This is a genomic window from Stenotrophomonas maltophilia group sp. P373 (assembly GCF_053295075.1).
Window position 1 is genome coordinate 3,486,208 of sequence record NZ_CM129994.1, and the last position, 23,846, is coordinate 3,510,053.

The 23,846-nt window shown below is 67.4% G+C and carries 20 protein-coding genes; 3 read left to right on the plus strand and 17 right to left on the minus strand.

Features of this window, described 5'->3' with window-relative positions:
• Positions 1-21: 21 nt before the first annotated feature.
• From ACSYHF_RS16160 to ACSYHF_RS16170, 3 genes are read right to left on the minus strand one after another with little or no spacing between them, the layout of a single operon-like run.
• Complete coding sequence (locus ACSYHF_RS16160; protein ID WP_069139291.1) at positions 22-585, minus strand: hypothetical protein; 564 nt, start codon at positions 583-585, stop codon at positions 22-24.
• The gene (locus tag ACSYHF_RS16165) at positions 582-1,784 is read right to left on the minus strand and encodes a M56 family metallopeptidase (RefSeq protein WP_111128040.1); all 1,203 of its coding nucleotides are present in this window, start codon (positions 1,782-1,784) and stop codon (positions 582-584) included. Before ACSYHF_RS16165 ends, ACSYHF_RS16160 begins: the two co-directional genes overlap by 4 nt.
• On the minus strand, positions 1,777-2,142 hold the full coding sequence (locus tag ACSYHF_RS16170; protein WP_111128041.1) for a BlaI/MecI/CopY family transcriptional regulator: 366 nt from the start codon (positions 2,140-2,142) through the stop codon (positions 1,777-1,779). The genes ACSYHF_RS16165 and ACSYHF_RS16170 overlap by 8 nt, the downstream gene beginning before the upstream one ends.
• A gap of 118 nt (positions 2,143-2,260) precedes the next feature.
• Between ACSYHF_RS16170 and ACSYHF_RS16175 the strand changes: the two genes are divergently transcribed.
• Both ACSYHF_RS16175 and ACSYHF_RS16180 read left to right on the plus strand, forming a co-directional pair.
• Positions 2,261-2,818, plus strand: coding sequence for a flavin reductase family protein (locus ACSYHF_RS16175; RefSeq protein ID WP_065179076.1), 558 nt, complete (start codon positions 2,261-2,263; stop codon positions 2,816-2,818).
• 34 nt (positions 2,819-2,852) lie between these two features.
• On the plus strand, positions 2,853-4,805 hold the full coding sequence (locus ACSYHF_RS16180) for an acetyl-CoA hydrolase/transferase C-terminal domain-containing protein (RefSeq protein WP_375368103.1): 1,953 nt from the start codon (positions 2,853-2,855) through the stop codon (positions 4,803-4,805).
• Between the two features lie 128 nt (positions 4,806-4,933).
• Here ACSYHF_RS16180 and tkt read toward each other — a convergent pair whose 3' ends face one another.
• The 14 genes from tkt to ACSYHF_RS16250 form a co-directional block, all read right to left on the minus strand.
• Positions 4,934-6,931: a transketolase gene (gene tkt / locus ACSYHF_RS16185; protein WP_111128195.1), complete on the minus strand. Its 1,998-nt coding sequence runs from the start codon at positions 6,929-6,931 to the stop codon at positions 4,934-4,936.
• Between the two features lie 126 nt (positions 6,932-7,057).
• Positions 7,058-7,480, minus strand: coding sequence for a hypothetical protein (locus tag ACSYHF_RS16190; protein ID WP_227837915.1), 423 nt, complete (start codon positions 7,478-7,480; stop codon positions 7,058-7,060).
• Between the two features lie 77 nt (positions 7,481-7,557).
• Positions 7,558-8,877, minus strand: coding sequence for a dicarboxylate/amino acid:cation symporter (locus ACSYHF_RS16195; RefSeq protein WP_005418900.1), 1,320 nt, complete (start codon positions 8,875-8,877; stop codon positions 7,558-7,560).
• A 57-nt stretch (positions 8,878-8,934) separates the two neighbouring features.
• A complete protein-coding gene (locus tag ACSYHF_RS16200) occupies positions 8,935-10,650 on the minus strand; it encodes a BatD family protein (RefSeq protein ID WP_329915712.1) in 1,716 nt (571 codons plus the stop codon).
• Complete coding sequence (locus ACSYHF_RS16205) at positions 10,647-12,485, minus strand: VWA domain-containing protein (RefSeq protein WP_188247708.1); 1,839 nt, start codon at positions 12,483-12,485, stop codon at positions 10,647-10,649. The genes ACSYHF_RS16200 and ACSYHF_RS16205 overlap by 4 nt, the downstream gene beginning before the upstream one ends.
• A complete protein-coding gene (locus ACSYHF_RS16210; protein ID WP_188239634.1) occupies positions 12,482-13,486 on the minus strand; it encodes a vWA domain-containing protein in 1,005 nt (334 codons plus the stop codon). The genes ACSYHF_RS16205 and ACSYHF_RS16210 overlap by 4 nt, the downstream gene beginning before the upstream one ends.
• The gene (locus ACSYHF_RS16215; RefSeq protein WP_329915711.1) at positions 13,483-13,932 is read right to left on the minus strand and encodes a DUF4381 family protein; all 450 of its coding nucleotides are present in this window, start codon (positions 13,930-13,932) and stop codon (positions 13,483-13,485) included. The genes ACSYHF_RS16210 and ACSYHF_RS16215 overlap by 4 nt, the downstream gene beginning before the upstream one ends.
• Positions 13,929-14,858 carry a DUF58 domain-containing protein gene (locus tag ACSYHF_RS16220; RefSeq protein ID WP_447575807.1) on the minus strand — a complete coding sequence of 310 codons (930 nt, stop codon included), beginning with the start codon at positions 14,856-14,858 and terminating at the stop codon, positions 13,929-13,931. Before ACSYHF_RS16220 ends, ACSYHF_RS16215 begins: the two co-directional genes overlap by 4 nt.
• Before the next feature lie 8 nt (positions 14,859-14,866).
• Positions 14,867-15,892, minus strand: a complete 1,026-nt coding sequence (locus ACSYHF_RS16225; protein ID WP_005418911.1) for an AAA family ATPase — start codon at positions 15,890-15,892, stop codon at positions 14,867-14,869.
• 173 nt (positions 15,893-16,065) lie between these two features.
• Positions 16,066-18,036, minus strand: coding sequence for a type IV pilus secretin PilQ (locus ACSYHF_RS16230; protein ID WP_138952622.1), 1,971 nt, complete (start codon positions 18,034-18,036; stop codon positions 16,066-16,068).
• Positions 18,037-18,057: 21 nt separating this feature from the next.
• Positions 18,058-18,594 carry a pilus assembly protein PilP gene (locus tag ACSYHF_RS16235; RefSeq protein WP_262221990.1) on the minus strand — a complete coding sequence of 179 codons (537 nt, stop codon included), beginning with the start codon at positions 18,592-18,594 and terminating at the stop codon, positions 18,058-18,060.
• Positions 18,594-19,250: a type IV pilus inner membrane component PilO gene (gene pilO, locus ACSYHF_RS16240; RefSeq protein WP_005418916.1), complete on the minus strand. Its 657-nt coding sequence runs from the start codon at positions 19,248-19,250 to the stop codon at positions 18,594-18,596. The genes ACSYHF_RS16235 and pilO overlap by 1 nt, the downstream gene beginning before the upstream one ends.
• On the minus strand, positions 19,247-20,131 hold the full coding sequence (locus tag ACSYHF_RS16245) for a PilN domain-containing protein (RefSeq protein WP_414604156.1): 885 nt from the start codon (positions 20,129-20,131) through the stop codon (positions 19,247-19,249). The genes pilO and ACSYHF_RS16245 overlap by 4 nt, the downstream gene beginning before the upstream one ends.
• On the minus strand, positions 20,131-21,189 hold the full coding sequence (locus ACSYHF_RS16250) for a pilus assembly protein PilM (RefSeq protein WP_014038321.1): 1,059 nt from the start codon (positions 21,187-21,189) through the stop codon (positions 20,131-20,133). The genes ACSYHF_RS16245 and ACSYHF_RS16250 overlap by 1 nt, the downstream gene beginning before the upstream one ends.
• A 219-nt stretch (positions 21,190-21,408) precedes the next feature.
• Here ACSYHF_RS16250 and ACSYHF_RS16255 point away from each other — a divergent pair, with 219 nt between their 5' ends.
• Positions 21,409-23,832, plus strand: coding sequence for a penicillin-binding protein 1A (locus ACSYHF_RS16255; protein ID WP_065179086.1), 2,424 nt, complete (start codon positions 21,409-21,411; stop codon positions 23,830-23,832).
• Positions 23,833-23,846 lie beyond the last annotated feature (14 nt).

The following is a 23,846-nucleotide window of genomic DNA, read 5'->3' on the forward strand; positions in this document are numbered from 1 at the left end:
TCCATCACGGACCGCGAGCGTTCATTTTCCCTGCGTGCGCACCACATGCTGGCCCTTCACGATCTCGAAGGTGAAGGCGTACTGCAGGGTGACCGCCACCGGCTCGACCCGTTCGGCGCCCCGGCAGTCACCGCGGTCGGCAGGCACCTTGCCAGCCGCGAAGTGGCAGACCGCTGCGGACGAGTACTTCCACATCGCCACGGCCTCCTGCGCAGCCTGCAGCAGGGGCGCATTCTCGCCCGCAGCACCTGCCGCGCACTCCGGGCGATCGGTCAATGGCAGGCTGCGCTCGACGACGCCGTTGGCATCAACCACCACCTGCAGGCAGATCGTGGTCGGCGCCAGTTCCGCACGCGGGTCACGATCGCCGACCTCCGGGTCCGGTGCCGCGTACAACTGCGGCATCCGGTAGCCCTCGGTCGCACCCAGCGAATACGCCTGCAACTGCCCACTGCCACCGCCCGCCTGCGGCTGCAGTCGCTGGTGGCCGACATTCTCGCTGCGGGTGTGCACGGTGGCCAGCCGTTCCTGGCTCGCACACCCCATCATCAGCGCCGCCACCACGAGCAGCGGCGCGGACTTCACTGGGCGTCCTCGCTGTTGTCCATCGCAAAGGTGATCGGAATCTTCACTGCGCCTGCCACCGGCTTGCCGTTCTTCATCGCCGGCCGATAGGTCCAGCTGCGCGCTGCGGTGATCGACACCGCGTCGAACACGCCCGGATTGGTGGCACTGAGCACCCTGACATCGGTGGGTTGGCCGCTGGCATCCACTTCCACGCGCAGGTTCACCACGCCCACCTGGCGCTCCTCGACCGCGGATTTCGGATAGGAAGGCGGTGGCATCTTGACGACCTGGATCTCCCGATCCATGACCGCCGCTGCCGGGCGGCCAGCCATCGCATCGCCCTGGCTGGCCCACGCTACTGCGCCCATTCCCAGGCACAACCCGACGACCAGCACCTGCCCCGATACCCACGGCAATGCCTTCCGCTTGGACTGCTTCAACATGGCGATACGCTCCTTCAACACGGGTTGGCTGCGCCAATGGCAGACCGCTGGCGCAACCGGGTGGACCAGCTGCGCCTTCAGCAGCGTGCTGGCGTAAAGCCCGCGCAGCGCAGGCTGCGGGGCGATGGTGCGGGCATCGCAGGCCAGTTCCTGGTCGCGCAGGAAGCAGCGTGCGGCCCAGGGCACCAGCGGGTGGAACCAGAACACCGCACGCATAAGCAGCAACGCACCATTGGCCCAGTGATCGCCATTGCGGCGGTGGCTGCGCTCGTGCAGCAGGATCAGGCTCTGTTCCTGCGCGCTGAACTGCTGATCGAAGTCAGGACCGACCACGATGCGCGGCCGCCACAACCCGACCAGCGCGGGCAGGCCGGGGTCGCCACTGGCCTGCCAGCTGCCATCGGTGCGCGGCGTCAGCTGGCCCATGCGCCGTTCGAAGCGACGCTGCGCGCGCAGGTCGCGCAACAGGCAGGCACCTGCGCCCGTCGCCCACAGCGCCAGCAACAGCCCACCCCATGGCAGCGACGGCCGGCTCAGCGCATCGATGGCACCGGGCATCACTTTCAGCGGCAACGTCGGTACCTGCTGCAACAGCGCAACCTGCGGCAGCGGCAGCATCAGCGCCAACAGCAGCATCGGCAGCAACCACCAGCTGCGATAGGCCAGTCCAACGCCGCCCAGCCGCAGCAGCAACGGACGCAGCACAGCCAGCATGATCACGCCTGCCGCCAGCCACACGCTGGCCTGCCACAGTCCACCGAGCAGCTCAGTCATGGTCCAGCTCCTGGATCAGCTTCTTCAGTTCGGCGATGTCCTGTGCGCTCAACTGGCCGCGTTCGCTGAAGTGCGCGACCAGCGGCGCCACGCGCCCTTCGAAGACACGGCCGATGAAGTCCTGGCTCTGCGCCTCCACCCACACCTGGCGCTGCAACAGCGGGCGATACAGATAGCGCCGGCCATCGCGCTCAGCGGCGATGGCGCCCTTGGTCAGCAGGCGGTTGAGCAGGGTCTTGATGGTCGGCTCGGCCCAGTCGCGGTGAGCCAGCGCAGCCACCACATCATCGGCGCTGCGCGGTGCCTGCTGCCACAGCACCTCCATCACAACGGCTTCGGCTTCGCTGATCGGGGTCATGGTTTACATCCGTAATCGATAATCTGATTACGCGCGTAATCGAACCTCCTGTCAAGCCCCTCGACTCCGGATTCATCGGCTTTGCGCCAGCATCGAGCACTCCCGGCCGAGGCTTCGGATGAAAGCGCTTCCCAAGAAGGAATTCCCGGTCGAGCAGGCCCGACGCTTCCTCGAACCCGGCCCGATCGTGCTGGTCAGCACCGCCTGGCGCGGCCAGCGCAACCTGATGACGATGGGCTGGCACATGGTGATGGGCTTCTCGCCGTCGCTGGTCGCCACCTACCTGTGGAATGAAAACCACAGCCATGCACTGGCCGTCGGCAGTGGCGAGTGCGTGATCAACGTACCCGGCGTGGAACTGCTCGATACCGTGGTGGACATCGGCAACTGCAGCGGCCGCGAGGTCGACAAGTTCGCCCGTTTCGGGCTCGATGCGCTGCCCGCGCGCGAGGTCGGTGCGCCGCTGGTCGGGCAATGCCACTCGAACTTCGAATGCCGGTTGTACGACGACAGCCAGGTGGCGTCGAGCAACCTGTTCATCTGGGAGATCGTGCGCGCCCATGTTGCGTCCCGGCCGAAACTGCCGCGCACGGTGCATTACCGCGGCGACGGGCAGTTCATGGTGTCCGGCGTGGAAGTCTCGCGTCGACGGCGGTTCAAGCCCGACATGCTGTAATGCCCGCACTCCCCCGCACGCAGGACCGCCACGCATGACCGAACACCTCACCGACCTGGACGCCGCCGTCGACTGGTTGTTAGCGCGCGTGGACGGGCCGCTGCGGATCGGGGCACCGCTGGCGCTGGGCAAGCCACATCGGCTGCTCAACGCCCTGTATGCGCGCGTCGAGCACGATCCCTCACGGCCGCTGCAGCTGTATACCGCGCTGTCGTTGAATCCGCCGAAGGCGCGTGGCAACGGCCTGGAGGCACGCTTCCTGGCGCCGTTTGCGCAGCGCCACTTCGGCGACGATTTCCCGCGCCTGGCCTATGCCGATGCTATCGCGCGCGACGCGTTGCCAGCGCACGTGCAGGTGGAAGAGTTCTACATGCAGTCCGGCGCCCTGCTCGGTTCACGGCAGGCGCAATCCAGCTATACCAGCCTGAACTACACCCACGCCGCCGATGCGGTCGCTCAGCGCGCACCGCAGGTGATCGTGCAGAAGGTGGCGATGCGGCCGAATGACCGCCGGCTTTCGCTGTCGTGCAACAACGACATCACCCAGGACACGCTCGATGCTATGACCGCGCGCGGCCTGCCGCGCCCGTTGCTGATCGCCGAGATCGATCCGCAGCTGCCCTACCTGGCCGGCTCGGCGACGGTCGATGTGTCGTTCTTCGATCTGGTGATCACCCCACCGCCACCGTACCCGGCGCTGTTCGGGCTGCCGCGGCAGCCGGTCGGCGATGCCGACTACGCCATCGGCCTGTATGCCAGCACCCTGGTGCGCGACGGCGGCACCCTGCAGATCGGCATCGGCACGCTGGCCGACGCGCTCAGCCATGCGCTGGTGCTGCGCCACACCGACAACGCGCGCTACCGCCGCGTGCTGCATGCACTTGATCCGCAGCTGGCCAGCCACCCGCTGGTGCAGGAGATCGGCGGCGTGGACCCGTTCGAAGTGGGACTGTACGGCTGCAGCGAGATGCTCAACGAGGGCTTCCGCCGACTGGTGCAGACCGGGGTGATCAAGCGCAAGGTGCACGACGACCTGGCGCTGATGCAACGCATCGAAAATGGCAGCACGCTGTCCATCGACCATGCCACCCTGGCCGCCGAAGGCGAGTACCTGCATGGTGCGTTCTACCTGGGCTCACCGGAGTTCTACGAGTGGCTGCGCACGCTGCCGGAAGACGAATGCCGTGCGATTGGCATGCGCCGCATCAGCGAGATCAACCAGCTGTATGGCGGTAACGAGGCACTGGAGCGCCTGCAGCGCCGCCATGCGCGTTTCTTCAATTCCTGCATGATGGCTACCGCGCTCGGCGCGGCGGTGTCGGACGCGCTGGACGATGGACGCGTGGTGTCCGGCGTGGGCGGCCAGTACAACTTCGTGGCGATGGCACATGCCCTGCCGGAAGCGCGCAGCGTGCTGATGTTCCGTGCCGCACGCGATGACAAGGGCCACCGGGAATCGAACGTGCGCTGGAACTACGGCCACACCACCATCCCGCGCCACCTGCGCGACATTTACCTCAACGAATACGGCATCGCCGATCTGCGCGGCCTGACCGACGAAGACTGCGTGCATGCGATGACCGCGATCACCGAAGCGCCCTTCCAGGGCGATCTGCTGCAGCAGGCACACGCCTCGCGCAAGCTGCTGGCGGCGTCCCAGCCCGACCCGCAGCGCCAGCAGCGCAACACGCCGCAGGCACTGGCCGCGGCACTGGCTCCATTCCGTGCCGATGGCAGCCTGCCGGACTACCCGCTAGGCAGCGACTTCAACGAGATCGAGCAGGTGCTGGTCAAAGCGCTGGCGTGGCTGAAGGCCAACACGCAGTCCCGCAGCGACAAGCTGCGCACCGTCTGGGCAGCGCTGCGGCAACCGGCCGGCGACGGCGATGCCGTGTACCTGCAGCGCATGGGCCTGCAGGCACCGAAAGACTTCGCCGAACGCCTGGACGCGCGGCTGCTGCGGCTGGCGCTGGCGCGTACCGCCTGAGAAAAAGGGGACGGAGGGAATTAAGTCGTTTGTGCACAAACGACTTAATTCCCTCCGTCCCCTTTTTCTTCCGGCAACGAGAAAGGCCGGCTTCCGCCGGCCTTTCCTTTGTTGCGCCGAGAGGCTGCTTACAGCGCCTTGGCGGCTTCCACCACGTGCGCCGTGGTGATGCCGAAGTGCTTGTACAGCTGGTCGGCCGGGGCCGAAGCACCGAAGGTGTCGATACCGATCACCGCGCCGTCCAGGCCGACGAACTGGCGCCAGAAACCGGTGACGCCAGCTTCCACGGCCACGCGCTTGCGCACCGCGTTCGGCAGCACCGATTCACGGTAGGCCGCATCCTGGCGCAGGAACACGTCGGTGGACGGCATCGAGACCACGCGGGTCTTGATACCGGCCGCATCCAGCTGGGCCTTGGCTTCGGTAGCCAGCGAGACTTCCGAACCGGTGGCGATCAGGATCACGTCCGGGGTACCGGCGGCATCGGCCAGCACGTAACCGCCGCGCTCGATCTGCTTGATCTGCTCGGCGCTGCGCGGCTGGTGCGGCAGGTTCTGGCGGCTGAACACCAGGCAGCTCGGGCCGTCCTGGCGGGTGATCGCGGCCTTCCAGCTCACGGCCGACTCGACCGCATCGCACGGGCGCCACACGTCGTTGTTCGGGATATAGCGCAGCGAGGCCAGGTGCTCCACCGGCTGGTGGGTCGGGCCGTCTTCGCCCAGGCCGATCGAGTCGTGGGTATAGACGTGGATGGCGTGGGCCGGAATCAGCGCGCTCATGCGCACGCCGTTGCGGGCGTAATCACTGAACACCAGGAAGGTGGCGTCGAACGGAATGAAGCCACCGTGCAGGGCCAGGCCGTTGGCGATGGCGGTCATGCCGAACTCGCGCACGCCGTAGTACACGTAGTTGGCGTTGGCGTCGTCGCTGGCAACCGATTTGCTGCCCTTCCACAGGGTCAGGTTGGAGTGCGCCAGGTCGGCCGAGCCGCCGACGATTTCCGGCAGCAGCGGGGCGTAGGCTTCGATGGCCAGCTGCGAGGCCTTGCGCGAGGCGATCGTCGGGCCCTCAGCGGCCACCTGGGCGATGTAGGCATCGGCCTTGGCAACGAAGTCGGCCGGCAGCTCGCCGTGCGAGCGGCGGGTCAGCTCAGCCGCCTCCGCCGGATACTGGCTGGCGTACTTGTCGAACAGCTGTTCCCACTCGGCCTGGCGCAGGGTGCCGGCGCCATTGGCGCGCCAGCCGTCGTAGATCGCCTGCGGGATCTCGAACGGGCCGTACTCCCAGCCCAGCTGCTTGCGGGTGGCTTCCAGCTCGTCCTTGCCCAGCGGGGCACCGTGGCTGGATTCCTTGCCCGCCTTGTTCGGCGAACCAAAACCAATGGTGGTGCGGCAGCAGATCAGGGTCGGCTTGTCGCTCTGCGACAGCGCGGCCTCGATGCCGGCCTTGATGCTGTCCGGGTCGTGGCCGTCAACATCGCGAACCACGTTCCAGCCATAGGCCTCGAAACGCTCCGGGGTGTTGTCGGTGAACCAGCCCTCGACATTGCCGTCGATCGAGATGTGGTTGTTGTCCCAGAAGCAGACCAGCTTGTGCAGGCCCCAGGTGCCGGCCAGCGAGGCCGCTTCGTGCGACACGCCTTCCATCAGGCAGCCATCACCCATGAACACCCAGGTGCGGTGGTCGACCACTTCCAGCTCCGGGCGGTTGAAGCGCTGTGCCAGCAGCTTCTCGGCCAGGGCGAAGCCGACGGCATTGGCGAAACCCTGGCCCAGCGGGCCGGTGGTGGTTTCCACGCCCGGGGTCTCGTGGCGCTCCGGGTGGCCGGCGGTGTGGCTGCCCAGCTGGCGGAACAGCTTGAGCTGCTCGATCGGCAGGTCGTAACCGCTCAGGTGCAGCAGCGCGTACTGCAGCATCGAACCGTGGCCGTTGGACAGCACGAAACGGTCGCGGTTGAACCAGTGCGGGTTGCTCGGGTTATGGCGGAGGTAGTCGTTCCAGAGGACTTCGGCGATGTCGGCCATGCCCATGGGCATGCCGGGGTGGCCGGACTTTGCGGTTTCAACCGCATCGGCGGCGAGGAAGCGGATGGCGTTGGCCAACTGGCGACGGGTAGGCTGCGTCATGGTTCTGTCGGAATCGGGAGGCGGCCGCGGACGTGCGGGCGGCCTATTGTCCCACAGACCCGGGGCCGGGTTCAGGCGTAGGACCAGATCCCTTGCCAGTGAAAGGGATCTGGTCCCGCCAACCCCTTACTTGGGCGCGGCAGCCTCGATCACGCCACACATCGACTTCTTCTGGAAGTCCTCGCCAGTGGCGTAGGTGGCCGGGGTGGTCTTGGTCACGGTGATCTTCGAACCCTTGCCCTCGGCTTCAACCAGCACGTTCCACGGCAGGGTGGTCTGGCCACCATTGAACTGGACGTTCTGTTCCAGGGTCAGCATGCCCAGGTCCTTGTCCACGCTGGCCACCTTCAGGCCCGACTTCACGCCCTCGATCTGGATACGCTTGAGAGCGTCGGCCGGGGTAACGTTGGGCACCACGTCCCAGGTGGTGAAGGTGCGCCCGGCGAAGAAGCTGCCGGTCTTGGTGTAGTTGGTTTCACAGGCCTTCTGGGCACTGGCGTCGAAAGCCAGCAGGCCCAGGGCGGCGACCATCACGTACGAAATCCTCATTTCTGCTCCCTTTCGCACGGCGCCAATCCCGACGCCTTCCATGCGTCGGGATAGTATCCATGGCATTCAGGGCGCGTTCAATCGAGGGGCGTGCCCAGCGCCGGTCCGTCATGCGACTCGCCCTTGGCCACCAACGTGGTCAGGGCCAGGTCGCCGGTCACGTTCAGGGCGGTACGGCACATGTCCAGGAAGTGGTTCACGCCCAGGATCAGGCCGATGCCCAGCGGATTCACACCGACCATCGCGCAGATCATCGCCACCACCGGCAGCGAGCCCGACGGCACGCCCGCCGTGCCGATGCCGCCGAGGATGCAGACCGCCATCACCATGATCTGCTGGCCAATGCTCAGGTCCACGCCAAAGAACTGGGCCAGGAAGATCACCGTCACGCCCTCGAACAGCGCGGTGCCGTTCTGGTTGGCGGTGGCGCCCACGGTCAGCACGAAGCGCGACACGCGCTGCGGCAGGCCCATCTGGTCGGCCACGCGCAGTGCGGTCGGCAGGGTCGCGTTGCTGGAGGCGGTGGAGAACGCCATCACCGTCGCTTCCTGGGTATCGCGGAAGAACGACAGCGGCGAGCGGCCAGACAGCCATACGGCAGTACCGTAGGTCACGACCATGTGCAGGCCGAGCGCCAGCACCACCACGCCCACGTAGGCGCCCAGGCGGATGATCAGCTCGAAGCCGAACAGCGCGGCCAGGTTGAACATGAAGCAGGCCACCGCATAGGGGGCCAGGCGGATGACCAGGTTGATCAGGGTCATCGAGATTTCAAACACGCCTTCGATGGCGCGGCGCAGCGGGGCGACCTTCTCGTTGTCGGTCAGCACCATGCCGATGCCGAACATCAGCGCGAAGAACATCAGCGACAGGATCGCACCGTTGTCCGACGCGGCCTGCAGCACGTTGCTCGGCACGATCGACAGCAGCATGTCCATGCCCTTCGGCGTGCCATGGATGCCAGCGACGATTTCCTTGCTGCGCTCGGCGTTCTCCGACAGCATCATGGCGGCGACCTGCGGATCGACGCCCGCGCCCGGCTTGAGCAGGTTGACCAGCACCAGGCCGATGCCCACGGCAATGCCGGACAGCAGCACGGTATACGCCAGGGTCTTCCAGCCGATGCGGCCGAGGGCGCGGATGTCGCCCATCTCCGATACGCCCATGATCAGCGCCGAGAAGATCAGCGGCACGATCAGCATGAAGATCAGGTTGAGGAACAGGCCCGACGCCGGGGTGGTGACGTAGTCCATGACCCACTTGGCACCGGCCTGCAGACCATCGACGCTGCCGCCCAGGGCGTGCACGATCAGTCCCAGGACCAGGCCGATCGCAAAGCCGATGCCCATCTTCCAATGCAGGGGCAACTTCTTCTTGTCGGCAGCAGCTGCTGTCATACGCGGGTTTCCTCGAAAAATGAATGCACTCTAACAAAGCGCGCAAGCGGCGCCGGTTCAGGTTCGCCGCGTTGGATACAACGGCGCCAGGCCAGTTTCGGCGGTGCCCTTAGCCGCCGACCAGTGCGGTCCGTCACGGAAGACCTCGCGCAGGCGCGTGCGCAAAGGGGCCAGTTCGCCCTGCCCGCCCCAGCGCGCCTGCTGCAGGTCCAGCAACACCTGGCGCTGGGCCGGGTCATCCAGCCGGGCGATCACCTGCTCGATGCGCTCCACGCCCGCCATCGCACACAGATGCGCCTCCACCTGATCGAAACCCTCACCATCCAGCGCGCGGCGCAGTTCGGCCAGGCCCGCGCGCCCGCTCACCACGGTCGGCACAGAGGGCGTGCCGGCTGCAGGCGCCGCCACACGCGGGCGTCGGCCTCGCTGCCAGCCCCACAACAGGGTCAGCAGCCACAGCAGCGCCAGGCCAATGGCCGCCGCCATCCACGGCCACGGACGCTCGGACAGGCCGCTGGCGCGTGGATCGGTCGCGGCGATACGCGCATCCTGTCCATCGCTGCCCGGCAGCGCGGCAGCGGTGTCGATCGGTGGCAGCGCTGCCGGCGAGGCAGTGGCAGCGCCGGTACCGGCCGCAACGGCCAGCGTCAGGTCCGGCAGCTTGGCTTCCTGTGCCTTGCCGTTGCGCACATCCCACCAGGGCAGGCGTGGTCCCGGCACCACCAGCGAACCCGGCTGGCGCGGCACGATCGAATAGCGGCGGGTGATCTTCAGGCGCGGCGTGCTGCCGTTGAAGGTCTCTTCGTACTGTGCCGGTTCGGCAAACACCTGCGCTGCGTTGCCGACATCGGGGACCGGCAGGTCGGTGAACTGTGCTCGGGTGGCGCCTTCGGCAACCGCTTCGACCACCACGTTGGCTGCCTCGCCGGTACGGGCACTGGTGGGCGCGCTGGTGTAGCGCAGCTGCAGGCTCTGCAGGGGCAACCACGGCTGCGGCGCCTGTGCCGGCTGTGCCTGCACCTGCAACGTGCGGTCTGCGCCAGTGGCATTCATGCGGCCATCGCCGCCCCCGAAGAAGTCATCGAAGAAACCTCCGGCGCTGCGCCCGCTGAAACGCGCACCGGACAGCCGCAACGTGCCGCTGCGCTCGGGGATCAGCAGGAAACGTCGTTCGACCACGTTGTAGCGGCGCCCGTTGACCTGGCGCACATCTGTGCGGTCGTCGCCAACGCGCTGCAACGACGCGCCCGCCGGGGTATCCAGCACCAGCTCGCCGGAGGCCAGCTGCGAGGCGAAATACAACCGCACCACCACGCCCACGCTCTGCTGCACGTACGGCGTATCGTCATCGACAAGGGTTTCGATGAAGGCCATCGCATTGCTGTCAGGCCCGGCCACGGCGGCCGCATCGACCTGCAGCGTCAGCGGCGCAGTGCGCACACTGCCCACCTGCAGGCCCGGTACCACCAGCGCACCACTGCGCCGCGGCGTCAGCGCCACGCCATACAGGTTGCGCTGCTGCATGCTGCCATTGCTCCATTCCACCTGGCGGCTGCTGGTCTGGCCGCTCAGGTCGAAGTCGGTGCGCAATGGCGTGAAGTCGGGAGCGCCCTGATCGCTCTCGACATTAAGGGTGACCGTATCACCCATCGCGATGCGGTCGCGGTCCAGCCAGGCGCGTGGTTGCGCCCAGGCCAGCAGCGGCAGCCACAGCAACAGCGCCGCCAGTACCGGCCGTGACCAGTGCCCGTGCATGTTGATCGCCCGCGTCATCGCCCTTCCCTCTTCCTGCGTTCGTTTTCCAGCTGGAACTTGGCCCGCAGCAGCGCGCCCGGATCATCCGGCACACGCCGCATCCACGCTTCCACCGCCTGTTGCTCCTCGCGCTCGCGCGGCGTGCGGCCCTCCCCCCCCGGTACGGGTTTGCCGTCCTTGCCAGCCTCGCCCTCGCGTGCCTGCTGCATCGCCTGCTGCATCCGCTGGCGCTGCTGCTCATCGGCCTGGGCCTGTGCCTTGGCATCCTCCACCTGTGGTGGCGCCTGCTGGCCATCGCGGCCGCGCTCGCCGGGCTGCGGGCTCGACGGGTTCTTGTCGTCACCCGCCTTGGGCTGCCCCTGCTGGCCCGACGGCGGCTGGCCCTGGCCGGGATTCTGCTGGCCCTGCTGCGGCTTCTGGCCCTGCGGGTTCTGCTGGCCCGGGGCATCGTTCTGCTGCTTCTGCTGCCCGTTCTGCGGTGGCTTCTGCTGATCCTGGCCTTTGCCACCCGACTGCTTGCGCTTGCGCGCGGCATCGACCACGGCACGGTTGGCGACCGCATCGGCCATACCGGGATGCAACGCCAGCGCGCGGTCGTAGGCGGCGATCGCTTCGTCGTAGTTGCCTTCGCGTGCCAGCGTGTTGGCCAGGTTGTACCAGCCGGCATCGCTGTCGATACCCTCGAACTGCCTGCGCGCAGTGGCGAAGTCGCCCTTGCGGTAAGCCTGGACCCCCTCGGCCAGGCGCTGATGCTGCGCCTGGTCGCTACGCTTCCACAGCGTGCCCTGCGCGGGTTGCGAGGCCTGCGTCGCAGGTGCCTGCGCCTGCGCGTCATTCATCCATGGCACGAGGCCGACCGCGAGCACCGCGGCCAGCAGCGCACGACGGCGGAAGGCCAGCAATGCCAGCAGCATCACCGGCGGCAGCAGCCAGAAGCCTTCGTCACGCCACTGCTTGCCTTCGCCCGGCCGCTGCGCCGCCGTGCCTTCGCGCGCGTCGAGTACACCGAGCGCACGCAGATCGCTGTCATCGGCGGAGATGCGTGCATAGCGGCCGCCGCCGGCAGTGGCCACCGCGCGCAGGCTGCCCTCATCCAGCGCAGCCTGGCGGATCTGCCCGCTGCCATCGCGGTAGGCCGCACCGGCAGGCGTGCCCAGGCCCAGCACCGACACCTGCAGGCCCAGGCTGCGTGCCTGCGCTGCCGCCAGTGCAGCTTCACCATCCGCCTGGTCGCTGACCAGCAGGATCTGCCCCTGCAGCGCACCGATCTGCCGCATCAGCCGTGTTGCCCAGTCGATGCCGCGGTCGGCACGCTGGCCATCGCGTGGCATAACGTCCGGCGACAGCGCATCCAGATACAGCGCAACATTGCGGCCGTCATCAGTCAGCGGCGCCACGGTGTAGGCATCATCGGCATACACCACCAGGCCCACCTGCCCGCCCTGGCGCGCGCGCAGCAGCTGGCCTACTTTCGCGCGCGCCTGCAGCAGGCGCGACGGTGGCAGATCGGTTGCGCTGATCCGGCTGGACAGGTCCAGTACCACCAGCAGTGGTGCGCTGGCCTGGAACATCGGCTGCGCCTGCTGCCGCCAGCTCGGCCCGGCCATCGCCAGCGATGCCAGTGTCCAGCCCAGCAGCAGCGCCCATGGCAGGCGCACGCGACGCTTCGCGCCGGCGGCCAGCAGATGTGGCAACAGATGTGCATCCACCGCCTGCCGCCACGCATCACTGCGCCGTTGCCGGTACAGCGCCAACGCGATGATCAGCGGCAGCGCCAGCAGTGCCCACAACCACTCGGGCCGCAGGAAGTGCAGCGCGTTCCAGTCGGGAAGATTCGAAGCAAACGCGATCATCGGCGACGCTCCGGCCACAGCCATGCCAATGCGCCCAGCAGCAATGCCAGGCCCAACGGCCACGCATAGCGTTCCTCGCGAGGGCGCAGGCTCGGGCCCTTTGCGGCCACTGGCTCCAGGCGATCGAGCTCGGCATAGATGCCGGCCAGCTGCGCGGTATCACGCGCGCGGAAGAACTGGCCGCCGGTCATGCTGGCGATCCTCTTCAGAGTGGCCTCATCGACCGGATCCTGGTCGGTGGAAATCGGAATGCCGAACAACCGCATGCTGCCATCGCCGCCAAACGCAACCGTGTGGATGCGCACGCCTTCGGCGCGTGCGACTTCCGCAGCGCGCAGGGGTTCCAGCACACCGGCATTGCTGACACCATCGGTCAACAGGATCAGTACGCGCTGCCCCTCCGGCTGGCTACGCAGGCGCTTGACCGCCAGGCCGATGGCATCACCGATGGCGGTCTCGCGCCCGGCCAGGCCGACCACGCTGTCGCGCAGCTGGTCGCGCACGCTGGCCAGGTCCGCAGTCAGCGGCGTGAGCGTATAGGCGCGGTCGCCGAAGATCAGCAGGCCAACGCGGTCGCCGGCACGACGATCCAGGAAGTCGGCCAGCACAGCCTTGGCCGCGGTGAGGCGATCGACCGCCTGGCCGCCCAGCACCATGTCGCCCTCGCCCATGCTGCCGGACACATCCATCGCCAGCATCATCTGCCGCCCCTGCTGCGGCGGGGTGATGGCTTCGCCCAGCTGCTGCGGTCGTGCCAGCGCGATGCACAGTGCACACCAGCCCAGCCACAGCAGCAGCGTGCGCAGCCACGACGCGTCAACACGGCCGCCACCAGACAGGGCTTCGAGCTCGGCGGCAGCATAGGGCACACGCAGTGCGGCGCCGGGTTCTGCACGGCGCTTCCACCAGCGCATCAGCAGCGGCATCGGGAGGGCCAGCAGGGCCAGCGGCCACGCCAGCTGCAGGTCCGGCCATGGCCAATAGGTCGTCCACAGGTTCATCGGCTGCGCTCCAGCAGCATCGCCAGATAGCGTTCGCGGGCCCAGCTGCGCACAGCGGCCACGTCCTTGCTGTCGACGCGCGGGCGATAGGCGCCTTCGGCCAACAGGCTGCGGCGCGCATCGGGCAACGTGCCCTGCGGGTCCAGGCGTTGCCACCAGGCGTCATCGCGCAGTGATTCGCTGCCCGGCTTCGCATGGCGTGCGGCACGGCGCAGCAGTCCCGCGATGGCCGCCAGTTCGGCCGTAGCGTCGGGGGCGATTGCCAGTTCCTGATCGAACAGCTGCAACCAGCGCTGGCGGCGGCGGCGACGTCGCCACATCACCACGGCGATCACCAGCAGCACCAGCACGACCACCGCGCCGATCATCAGGTAACCAGGGGCTGGCGGCCACCATGACGGTGCTGGCGGCAGCTGCACATCGCGCAACGGCAGCGCGGCGCTCATGCCGGCACCTCGGTCGGCGACGGCGCCAGCCAGGCGTCGCTGGGCGCATCGGAGGACAGCACCTGCACGTCGACACGGCGTGCGCCGAGCTGGCGCCGAAGTTCCTGCAGCGGCTCGACAAAGTGCGCCTGCCAGTGCGCCTGCACTTCCCTGCGGCGCAGGTCGAGACCGATGCGCTGCTGCGCGGTCTGGAACTGCAACGCCGCCGACGGTGGCCGCAGCTCCAGTGGATCGACCAGCAGCACCAGGCTGAGGTCGTGATGCTGGGCCAGCGCGCTCCAGCGCGCGGGCGGAATGCGGATGGCCTGCTGCGGATCGGCCAGCACCAGCATGCGTGCCCCCGGGCGCAGCACGCGACCGGCATGGTCCAGCGCGCGCTCCAGGCCCAGATCGTCGGCTGGCGGCTGTGCGTACCAGCGGGTCAGCGCGTCGAGCACGCGCAGCACGCCGCGTGGCCCACCTGCCGGAGCGATCGGCGCTTCGCGGTCGCTGCCACGCAATGCGCCCACGCGGTCGCCACGGCGCTGCGCCGACCACGCGGCAACAGCACCGGCGCGTGCGGCCTGCACCGATTTGAAGCGCACGCGGGTGCCGAAGTACAGCGCCGGCGAGGTATCGGCCACGATCAGGCTGACTCGTTCGCGTTCGGCCTGGAACAGTTTGGTATGGGCGCGACCGGTGCGCGCCGTCACACGCCAATCGATGTGGCGCGCGTCGTCGCCGGCCACGTATTCGCGCGACTCGGCGTACTCCATGCCGCGGCCGCGCAGCGGGGACGGTGCCTGGCCCGCGTTGCCGGTGCGGCCACGGCGCGGCGGCGGCGGACGCTGTGCCAGCCGGCGCAGCGCGACCAGTTCGGCCAGCTGCGGGCGCAGCCCGTCACCTTCGAGCGCAGACGGTGCCTGTTCCACGGATGGATCGGTCATGCGCAGGCTCAGGGTGCCGGCACCCGGGCCAGCAGCTCCTGCACCAGGCGCTCGCCGTCCCAGCCTTCGGCGGTGGCTTCATAGCTGGGCAGCACGCGATGGCGCAGCACGTCGGCGGCGACCGCGCGCACGTCGTCGGGCGTGACGAAGTCACGGCCAGCCAACCACGCCCGCGCGCGGGCACAGCGCTCCAGTGCGATGGAACCGCGCGGGCTTGCCCCCCATGCGATGCGGCGGCCGAGGCCGGCGTCGTAGCGCGATGGATCACGCGAGGCCAGCACCAGTTCGATCAGGTAGCGCTCCAGTGCCGGTGCCATGTGCAGGTCCAGCACTTCGCGGCGGGCGTCGAACACGTCCTGCATCGGCATCTTGTCTGGCGCCGGCGCGGCCTCGCCCAATGCACCACGGGCACGCTCACGGGCCAGCCGCAGGATCTCCGATTCGGCGGCCTGGTCCGGGTAACCGATGCGCACATGCATCAGGAAGCGGTCCAGCTGCGCTTCCGGCAGCGGGAACGTGCCTTCCTGCTCGATCGGATTCTGCGTGGCCATCACCAGGAACAGCGGCGGCAGCGCATAGGTATGGCGGCCAACGGTAACCTGGCGCTCGCCCATGGCTTCCAGCAGCGCCGACTGCACCTTGGCCGGCGCACGGTTGATCTCGTCGGCCAGCAGGATCGGGTGGAAGATCGGGCCAGGCACGAACTCGAAGCGGCCCTCCTGAGGGCGCCAGATCTCGGTGCCGGTGAGGTCGGCCGGCAGCAGGTCGGGGGTGAACTGCACGCGGGCAAAGTCTGCTTCCAGGCGCGAGGCCAGTGCACGGATCGCCGTGGTCTTGGCCAGGCCCGGCGCGCCCTCCACCAGCAGGTGGCCGTCGGCCAGCAACGCGATCAGCAGGCGTTCGACCAGGGCCGCCTGGCCGACGATCTCGGTCGACAACGCATCGCGCAGCTGGGTGAATGCCGCATGCAGGCGGGAGGTTGCCGGCGCGGGCGGCGGCGAGACAGTTTCGGGCATCGGCGGTGGCAGGTTCATGGGGGCCTTTGACCGGCGCAGGACGGCACGGGTTCCCGACATCATCGCAGGGTGCCTTGCGATTGGCATCAAGAACGGCTGAACAGCGCATCCACGCATGGCGTGGATCTACCGGCGGAAACGAGGAAGGGCCGCACAGGGCGGCCCTTCTTCGAAGACTTCGGAGCGGTGGCTCAGTTCTGCTTGGCCACGCGCAGCACCTTCGGGGTGACGAACACCAGCAGTTCGGCCTTGTCCTTGTTGCGGCCGCGCTTCTTGAACAGGTTGCCCAGGAACGGCACGTCGCCCAGGAACGGCACCTTGCTGATGCTGTTGCGATCGGTGAACTCGTAGACACCACCGATCACCACGGTCTGCCCGTCCTCGACCAGCACCGCGGTATTGACTTCGCGGCGGTTGATCGACGGCACGGTGCCGTAGCCCTCCAGCTGGATCAGCTGGTCGACTTCGTCCTTCTTCACCTGCATGTTGAGGAACACGCGGTTGTCGTTGGTGATGGTCGGAGTGACCTTCAGCTCCAGCACCACTTCCTTGAACTGCACGTTCGGCGTCGCCACGCCGCCAGCGGTACCACCGCTGATGGTGACGTAACCGATCTCCTTGCCCTGCTTGATCATCGCTTCGCGCTGGTTGGTGGTGACCACGCGCGGGTTGGAGATCACCTCGCCTCGCGATTCCTGCTGCATGGCCGACAGTTCCACGTCCAGCAGGTAGCCGGCATTGAGGATCGACAGTGCCAGCGAACCCGGGTTGCTGGCGGCGGCCACCGGCAGGTTCCAGTTCAGGCCACGGGTGATCGCCGAGCCGGACTTCACCGGCGGCGGGCCGACCCGGCCACCGGCTTCCCAGTCACGCTCGGCCTTGGCGTTGGCCAGGTCTGTTGCGACCTGCGACTTGCGGGTCTCGGCATTGGCATCCAGGCTGCCGCTGAAGTACACGTTGTCACGGCTGCCGCTGACACCGAACTTCGCGCCCAGTTCGCGGGCGAAGGTATCGGTGGCGATGACGATGCGGCTTTCGATCAGCACCTGGTCGACCGGGCGGTCGATCACGTTGATCAGCTCGCGCATGCGCGCGATCTTCTTCGGGATATCGCTGATCATCAGCGTGTTGGTGCGCTCGTCGGCCACGATGCGGCCGCGCGAGGACAGGAAGCCACTGTCTTCCTGCGACGAGCTGCCCGAACCACCACCGCTGCCACCACCGCCACTGCCACCGATGCCCTTGGCCTCGGTCAGCGCTTTGAAGATCTGCGTGGCGCTGTGGTAGTTGATCTGGATGTAGTCGGTCTGCAGGTCTTCGCGGTTCTCGATGGCGATGCGCGCGTCTTCCTTCTCCTGCTCGAACTTGGCCAGTTCAGCCTGCGGCGCCACCCAGATCACGCTGCCATCGCGACGCTTGTCCAGGCCCTTGGCGCGCAGGACGATGTCCAGCGCCTGGTCCCACGGCACATTGACCAGGCGCAGGGTCACATTGCCCTGCACCGAGTCGGACGCAACCACGTTCAGGTTGGACTCCTCGGCGATCAACTGCAGCACGGTGCGCACCGGCACGTCCTGGAAGTTGAAGGTCACCGGCTTGCCGGTGAAGCCGCGCTGGCCGACGGCCTTGGCCGCCTGGGTGACGCTGCCGGCGGTGACCGCGCCGACGGCGGCCTGGGCCTGCCGCGGGCTGATCTCGACCACGTACTCGTTGCCGCTCTGGTAGGCCAGCGACTCCACTGCACCGCCGGTACTCAGCACCAGCTGGGTGCCGGCACCCGACGGCTTGGCGTCGATGCGCTGTACCGGCGTGGCGAAGTCGGTGACGTTCATCGGCTTCTGCAGGTTGGCCGGCAGTCGGGCATTGCCGACGTCGACCACCACGCTGTTGCCCTGCGTGCGCAGGTCAGGAATCGCGCCCTGCCCGTCGAACTGCACGATCAGGCGCCCGGCGCCGTCATCGCCACGCTTGAAATCGATCTTGGCCACCGACAGGCCTGCCGGCGCAGCGGCCGGTACCACGGTGGCGCCCACCGGCTTTTCCGCCGGTGCGGCAGCCAGCGCCGGAGCGCAGGCCAGCATCAGCGCGACTCCCAGCGCGCTGACACGGTTCAAGGTAGAGCGCCGGATGGGACGCAGCCCCTTGGCTTGGTGAAAGGTCATCGTGCTATCCCCAGTAAACGATCATTGATCTTCAAGCGAGAGCGTTGCCGGCCGTTCCAGCCAGCCACCCGCGCCATCCGGCACCAGTTCGATCAGCTCCACGCGGTCTTCGAAGACCGCCGTGACCCGCCCGTCGCTCTGCCCCAGGTAACCGCCCGGGCGAACCCGGTAGGTGACCTTGTCCGGCCCCATCACCAGCGCCACGGTGCCTGCACCGGTACCGATGGTGCCGACCATGTCCAGCGCATCCAGCGGGAAGCCTTCCAACGGCTCCTTGCGCCGGTTCGGGTCCGGTCGCAATCCGCCGTTCCCCTGCTGCGGATTGGTCCAGGCATCGGTGAACGGATCGCGCATGCCCTGCGCGGAGTATTCAAAGGTCTCGAACTGCTGCATCACCGGCAGCGGCTCCAGCGGTTGCGCCGGTCGCGCGCGCTCGCCTTCCACCCACTTCTCAAGGTTCGGTGCGTCGCCGGGCGTGCTGGTCACGCCACGGCCGCAACCGGCCAGCAGCAGCAGTACAGCCAGCACCATCGCACCACGTACGGTCTGCGCGCGCATCACTTCTTGCCCTCCTTGCCAGCGTCGGCCGCCTGCTGCGCCTGCACTTCGGTCTCGTCCAGGTAACGGTAGGTCTTGACCGTACCGGACAGTTCCAGTGCACCGCTGCGGACGTTGCCGCCGGTCTTTTCCTTGGGCTTGAGGTTGATGTCATGCATGGTCAGGATCACCACCCGCGGCAACGAGGCCACGCCACTGACGAATGCGCCGAACTGGTGGTAACTGCCCACCATGCGCAGCTTGATCGGCTTCTCGGCGTAGAACTCCTTGATCTGCTCCTGCTCCGGCTCGAACAGCTCGTTGGTCAGGCCGCTGGACAGCGCGGTCTGCGAGATGTCGATGATCAGGTCGGGCATTTCGGTCTTGCTCGGCAGCTGCCGCAGCATCTGCTGCAGCACCTGCTCCATCTGCGCCAGCTGCTGCTTCAGCGGCCCCAGGTTCACCGCGCGTTCCTGCTGCTTGGTGAACTCGGTGCGCAGCTCGACTTCCTTCGATTCCAGGCCGGCCAGTTCCTCGCGCTTGCCGCTGATCAGCAGCATCCACGCCACGAACATGATGACCAGCGCCAGCAACGAGCAGAAGACGATCTTGGCCTTCTGCGGCCAGTTGCCGATGTCGTTGAAATCCAGGTTCTTGATGTCGATCTTCTGGCTCATGCGCGGTCCCCCTGCAGCAGCGCATTGAAGGCCTGCGGCGGCTGCGCCAGGCGGCTGCCCTCAGGCTTCGGGGCAGGTGCCGGAGCCGGCGCGGCAGCCGGAGCGGCCGGTTGGTTCGGCTTGGCCGGAGTGGCCGGCGGTGCAGCGGCCGGTGCGGCCGGAGCCGCTGCCGGCTGGCCCGCTGCCGGAGCCGCAGGCGTCGCGGCATCCGTACCTGCGGCCAACGGAGCCACCGGTGCCGGCGGAGCCGTCGCCACCGACCCATCGGCGTTCAGGCCCGGCGTCGCCGAGACCTCTTCGCTCTGTGCCGGCAGTTTCACCTTGACCACGAACACGTAGGGCAGCGCCTTGATGTCGGCCAGCGGACCGACCTTGCCATCCTTGTCCTTCTCCGGGTCACGCGCTTCGATGATCGACAGCTCCGGATTGGTCATCCAGCCGGAGGTCTCCAGGTTGCGCATGTAGGCCGAAACGCGGGCATTGGACTGGGTGCGCCCTTCCAGCGTCAGCACATCCCCTTCCTGCTTCAGTGCGGTCAGCACCACGCCATCGGGAATGGTGCGCACCAGCGCGTCGAACAGGTGGACCATCTGCGAGCGCTTGGCCTGCAGTTCCTCGATCACCTTCTTGCGGGCCAGCAGGCGTTCCTTCTGCGCGTCGAGGCGATCGATCTCCTTGTTCTGTTCCTTGACCTTCTCGATCTCGGCTTCCAGATAGGCGTTGCGGTCCATCTGGCCGCTCACCTGGCGGTCGTAATAGAACCAGATCATCAGCGACAACAGCAGGCCACCGACAGCGGCCATGCCCAGCATTGCGTAGAACTCGCGCTGGCGTTGCTTGCGCCGTTCGGCGCGCCAGGGCAATAGATTGATGCGTGCCATCAGTCGAAGCTCCTCAGCGCCAGACCGGTCGCGATCATCAGCGCGGGGGCATCCTGGGCCAACGCATGCGCGTTCACCTTCGGCCCCAGGGTCATCTGCGCCAGCGGGTTGGCGACCACGGTCGGCACGCCCAGCTGTTCCTCGACCATCTCCGGCAGGCCACCGAGCACGGCGCAGCCGCCGGCCAGCACGATGTGATCGACGCGGTTGAATTCGCTGCCCGCATAGAAGAACTGCAGCAGGCGGCTGATCTGCTGGACCGTGGCTTCCTTGAACGGCTCCAGCACTTCCATCTCGTAGCTTTCCGGCAGGCCGCCCTGGCGCTTGGCCAGCCCGGCTTCCTCGTAGCTCAGGCCGTAGCGGCGCATGATCTCGTCGGTCAGCTGCTTGCCACCGAACACCTGCTCGCGGCTGTAAAGGCTACGACCGCCGCGCAGGACATTGAGGGTGGTCATGGTGGCGCCGATGTCGACCAGCGCAACCACGCCGTCGATGGACACCGGCAGCTCGCTGGCGACCAGGGCGTAGGCGTTCTCGACCGCGAAGGCCTCCACGTCCATCACCTTGGCCTGCAGGCCACCGAGCTCCAGCGCGGACTGGCGCAGCTCAACATTCTCCGAACGCGACGCGGCCAGCAGCACCTGGACCATCTCCGGGTTGTTCGGGATCGACCCGATCACCTCGAAGTCCAGGTTCACTTCCTCGATCGGATACGGAATGTAGTTGACCGCTTCCAGCTCGATCTGGGCTTCCATGTCGTTTTCGTCGAGATCGGCCGGCATCGGGATCACCTTGGTGATCACCGCCGACCCCGCGACGGCGGCAGCGGCCAACTTGGCCTTGCTGCCTGAACGGTTCATCGCCCGGCGGATGGCCTCACCGACGGCCTCCACTTCGACGATGTTCTTCTCCACCACCGCATTCGGCGGAAGAGGTTCCACAGCGTAATGTTCCACGCGGAAACGATTGCCGCTGCGGGACAGCTGCAAAAGCTTTACCGCAGTCGAACTGATGTCGACGCCTACAAGCGGCGACTGACTTTTTGGGATGAGCCCCACGGTTTCTCCCCTGCCGACGGGCACTTGGACGCAAGACCTGCGTCCGAGCATTAATAACGTATTCTTAGCAAATGGCAACGGCCCTGCTGTGAAATCCCTCACGGATTCACCATGCAGCCCCTGACTGTTCCCCTTGCGCTCCCCGGTGCCGACCCCAGCCGCCACCTTGCGTAATCTATACTCTGCGACCACGAAATTCGCAATCGGAATCTGAACCCGATGACTCGACTCCGCCGCTGGCTGCGCTGGATCTTCCTGATTGTCCTGGTCCTGGCGCTGATCGGCGCGGCCGCCGTGGGCGGTCTGTACTATGCCGTTTCCTCCAAGCTTCCCGACGTGCAGACCCTGCGCGACGTGGAAATGCAGGAGCCGATGTACGTCTACGCTGCCGACGGCAAGCTGATGGCGGTGTTCGGCGAGACCCGGCGCACCCCGGTCACCATGAAGGACGTGCCCGAGCGCCTGAAGCAGGCCTTCCTGGCCACCGAGGACGCCCGCTTCTACGAACACGGCGGCGTGGACTACATGGGCATCGGCCGCGCGGTCTGGCTGCTGGCCACCACCAACGACAAGCGCGTGCCGGGTGGCTCCACCATCACCCAGCAGGTCGCCCGCCAGTTCTTCCTCAGCTCCGAGTACAGCTACACCCGCAAGCTGGCCGAGATCCTGCTGGCGCGCAAGATCGAGTCCGAGCTGAGCAAGGACGAGATCTTCGAGCTGTACCTGAACAAGAGTTTCTTCGGCAACCGCGCCTACGGCGTGGCCGCTGCCGCCGAGTTCTATTACGGCAAGAAGCTGAACGAGCTGGACCTGGACGAGATGGCCTCGCTGGCCGGTATCCCCAAGTTCCCGTCGTCGGGCAACCCGATCTCCAACCCGGAACGTGCCCGCCAGCGCCGCGACAATTACGTGCTGCAGCGCATGGCCGACCTGAAGTTCGTCAGCCAGGCCGAAGCCGACGCGGCCAAGGCCGTGCCGATGCACGCCACCGCGCATGAGCCGCCGGTGCAGGTCGATGCACCCTACGTGGCCGAGCTGGTGCGCCAGGAAATGATCGCCCGCTTCGGCGGGGATGTGGTCAACAAGGGCTACCACGTCACCACCACGATCGACTCCACCCTGCAGACCGCCGCCAACCTGGCCGTCCGTGATGGCCTGCTGCTGTACGACCACCGCCACGGCTGGCACGGCGTGGAGAAGCAGGTGCAGCTGGGCGCCGGCGACGATACCGCCGCGCTGGCCGAGCACCTGCGCGGCATGTACGGCCAGGCCGGCCTGCTGCCGGCAATCGTCGCCAGCACCGCGGCCGATGGCAGCGCCACGGTGGTGCTGGCCAACCGCACCGAGATCGTGCTGCCGGCCGGCGCCGCCAAGTGGACCAACAAGACCCCTGGCAAGCTGGTGCAGCGCGGCGACATCGTGCGCGTACGCGCCGGTGCCAAGGAAGGGGAATGGCTGCTGGACCAGATCCCGCGCGGCCAGTCCGCACTGGTCTCGCTGGATGCCCACAGCGGCGCGCTGAAGGCGCTGGTGGGTGGCTTCAGCTTCTCCGGCAACAAGTTCAACCGCGCCACCCAGGCCCGCCGCCAGCCGGGTTCGAGCTTCAAGCCGTTCGTCTACGCGGCCGCTTTCGACAAGGGCTACAACCCAGCCTCGATCGTGCTCGACGCCCCGGTCGTGTTCCGCGATCGCCGCGGCAAGACCTGGGCCCCGCAGAACGACGGCGGCGGCTTCCGCGGCCCGATGCGCCTGCGTGAAGCGCTGGTGCAGTCGCGCAACCTGGTCTCGGTACGCCTGCTTGATGGCATGGGCGTGGACTACGCGCGCAAGTACATCAGCGAGTTTGGCTTTGCCGAATCGGAGCTGCCGCCGAACCTGTCGATGTCGCTGGGCACTGCATCGCTGACCCCGCTGTCGGTGGCGCGTGGCTACGCGGTGTTCGCCAATGGCGGCTCGCGCGTGGATACCTGGCTGATCGACCAGGTCAATGACCGCGACGGCAACCTGGTGTTCAAGGAAAACCCGGCGCTGGCCTGCCGCGACTGCGCCGGCAGCAGCGATCAGCCGGTCAACCAGGTGGTGGATGGCTTCAACTTCGGCGCCCCGGCCCCGAAGGTGGACCCGGCCGCTGCGGCCAAGGCCGAAGCCAAGACCGAAACTGCCGCCGCTCCGGCCAACCCGGATGCCCGCACCGCTCCGCGCGCGATCGACGCCCGCACCGCCTACCAGCTGGTGTCGATGATGCGCGACGTGGTCCAGCGCGGTACCGGTGTGCAGGCCAAGGTGCTCGGCCGCGAGGACGTGGGCGGCAAGACCGGCTCCACCAACGACCATCGTGACGCCTGGTTCTCCGGCTTCGGCGGCCCGTACGTGACCACCGTGTGGGTGGGCCGCGACGACTTCCGCTCGCTGGGTTACCGCGAGTACGGTGGCAAGGCGGCGCTGCCGATCTGGATCGACTACATGCGCACCGCGCTGAAGGACACCCCGATCGCGCAGAACGAGCCGCCCAGCGGCATGGTCCAGGCCACGCTCAACGGCGCGACCGAGTGGGTGAAGGTGGAAGACATGGATCGCCTGACCGACTACGACCTGAACCTCAATACGCCGCAGGCCGACGCCGCCGCGTTCGATATCTTCTGAGGAAGGGTGCAGTG

Excerpts from the sequence above, each read along its gene's own strand:
- ACSYHF_RS16165 (WP_111128040.1), bottom strand. The coding sequence starts at position 1,784 with ATGACTGAGCTGCTCGGTGGACTGTGGCAGGCCAGCGTGTGGCTGGCG.
- ACSYHF_RS16170 (WP_111128041.1), bottom strand. The coding sequence starts at position 2,142 with ATGACCCCGATCAGCGAAGCCGAAGCCGTTGTGATGGAGGTGCTGTGG.
- ACSYHF_RS16175 (WP_065179076.1), top strand. The coding sequence starts at position 2,261 with ATGAAAGCGCTTCCCAAGAAGGAATTCCCGGTCGAGCAGGCCCGACGC.
- ACSYHF_RS16180 (WP_375368103.1), top strand. The coding sequence starts at position 2,853 with ATGACCGAACACCTCACCGACCTGGACGCCGCCGTCGACTGGTTGTTA.
- tkt (WP_111128195.1), bottom strand. The coding sequence starts at position 6,931 with ATGACGCAGCCTACCCGTCGCCAGTTGGCCAACGCCATCCGCTTCCTC.
- ACSYHF_RS16190 (WP_227837915.1), bottom strand. The coding sequence starts at position 7,480 with ATGAGGATTTCGTACGTGATGGTCGCCGCCCTGGGCCTGCTGGCTTTC.
- ACSYHF_RS16195 (WP_005418900.1), bottom strand. The coding sequence starts at position 8,877 with ATGACAGCAGCTGCTGCCGACAAGAAGAAGTTGCCCCTGCATTGGAAG.
- ACSYHF_RS16200 (WP_329915712.1), bottom strand. The coding sequence starts at position 10,650 with ATGACGCGGGCGATCAACATGCACGGGCACTGGTCACGGCCGGTACTG.
- ACSYHF_RS16205 (WP_188247708.1), bottom strand. The coding sequence starts at position 12,485 with ATGATCGCGTTTGCTTCGAATCTTCCCGACTGGAACGCGCTGCACTTC.
- ACSYHF_RS16210 (WP_188239634.1), bottom strand. The coding sequence starts at position 13,486 with ATGAACCTGTGGACGACCTATTGGCCATGGCCGGACCTGCAGCTGGCG.
- ACSYHF_RS16215 (WP_329915711.1), bottom strand. The coding sequence starts at position 13,932 with ATGAGCGCCGCGCTGCCGTTGCGCGATGTGCAGCTGCCGCCAGCACCG.
- ACSYHF_RS16220 (WP_447575807.1), bottom strand. The coding sequence starts at position 14,858 with ATGACCGATCCATCCGTGGAACAGGCACCGTCTGCGCTCGAAGGTGAC.
- ACSYHF_RS16225 (WP_005418911.1), bottom strand. The coding sequence starts at position 15,892 with ATGAACCTGCCACCGCCGATGCCCGAAACTGTCTCGCCGCCGCCCGCG.
- ACSYHF_RS16230 (WP_138952622.1), bottom strand. The coding sequence starts at position 18,036 with ATGACCTTTCACCAAGCCAAGGGGCTGCGTCCCATCCGGCGCTCTACC.
- ACSYHF_RS16235 (WP_262221990.1), bottom strand. The coding sequence starts at position 18,594 with ATGCGCGCGCAGACCGTACGTGGTGCGATGGTGCTGGCTGTACTGCTG.
- pilO (WP_005418916.1), bottom strand. The coding sequence starts at position 19,250 with ATGAGCCAGAAGATCGACATCAAGAACCTGGATTTCAACGACATCGGC.
- ACSYHF_RS16245 (WP_414604156.1), bottom strand. The coding sequence starts at position 20,131 with ATGGCACGCATCAATCTATTGCCCTGGCGCGCCGAACGGCGCAAGCAA.
- ACSYHF_RS16255 (WP_065179086.1), top strand. The coding sequence starts at position 21,409 with ATGACTCGACTCCGCCGCTGGCTGCGCTGGATCTTCCTGATTGTCCTG.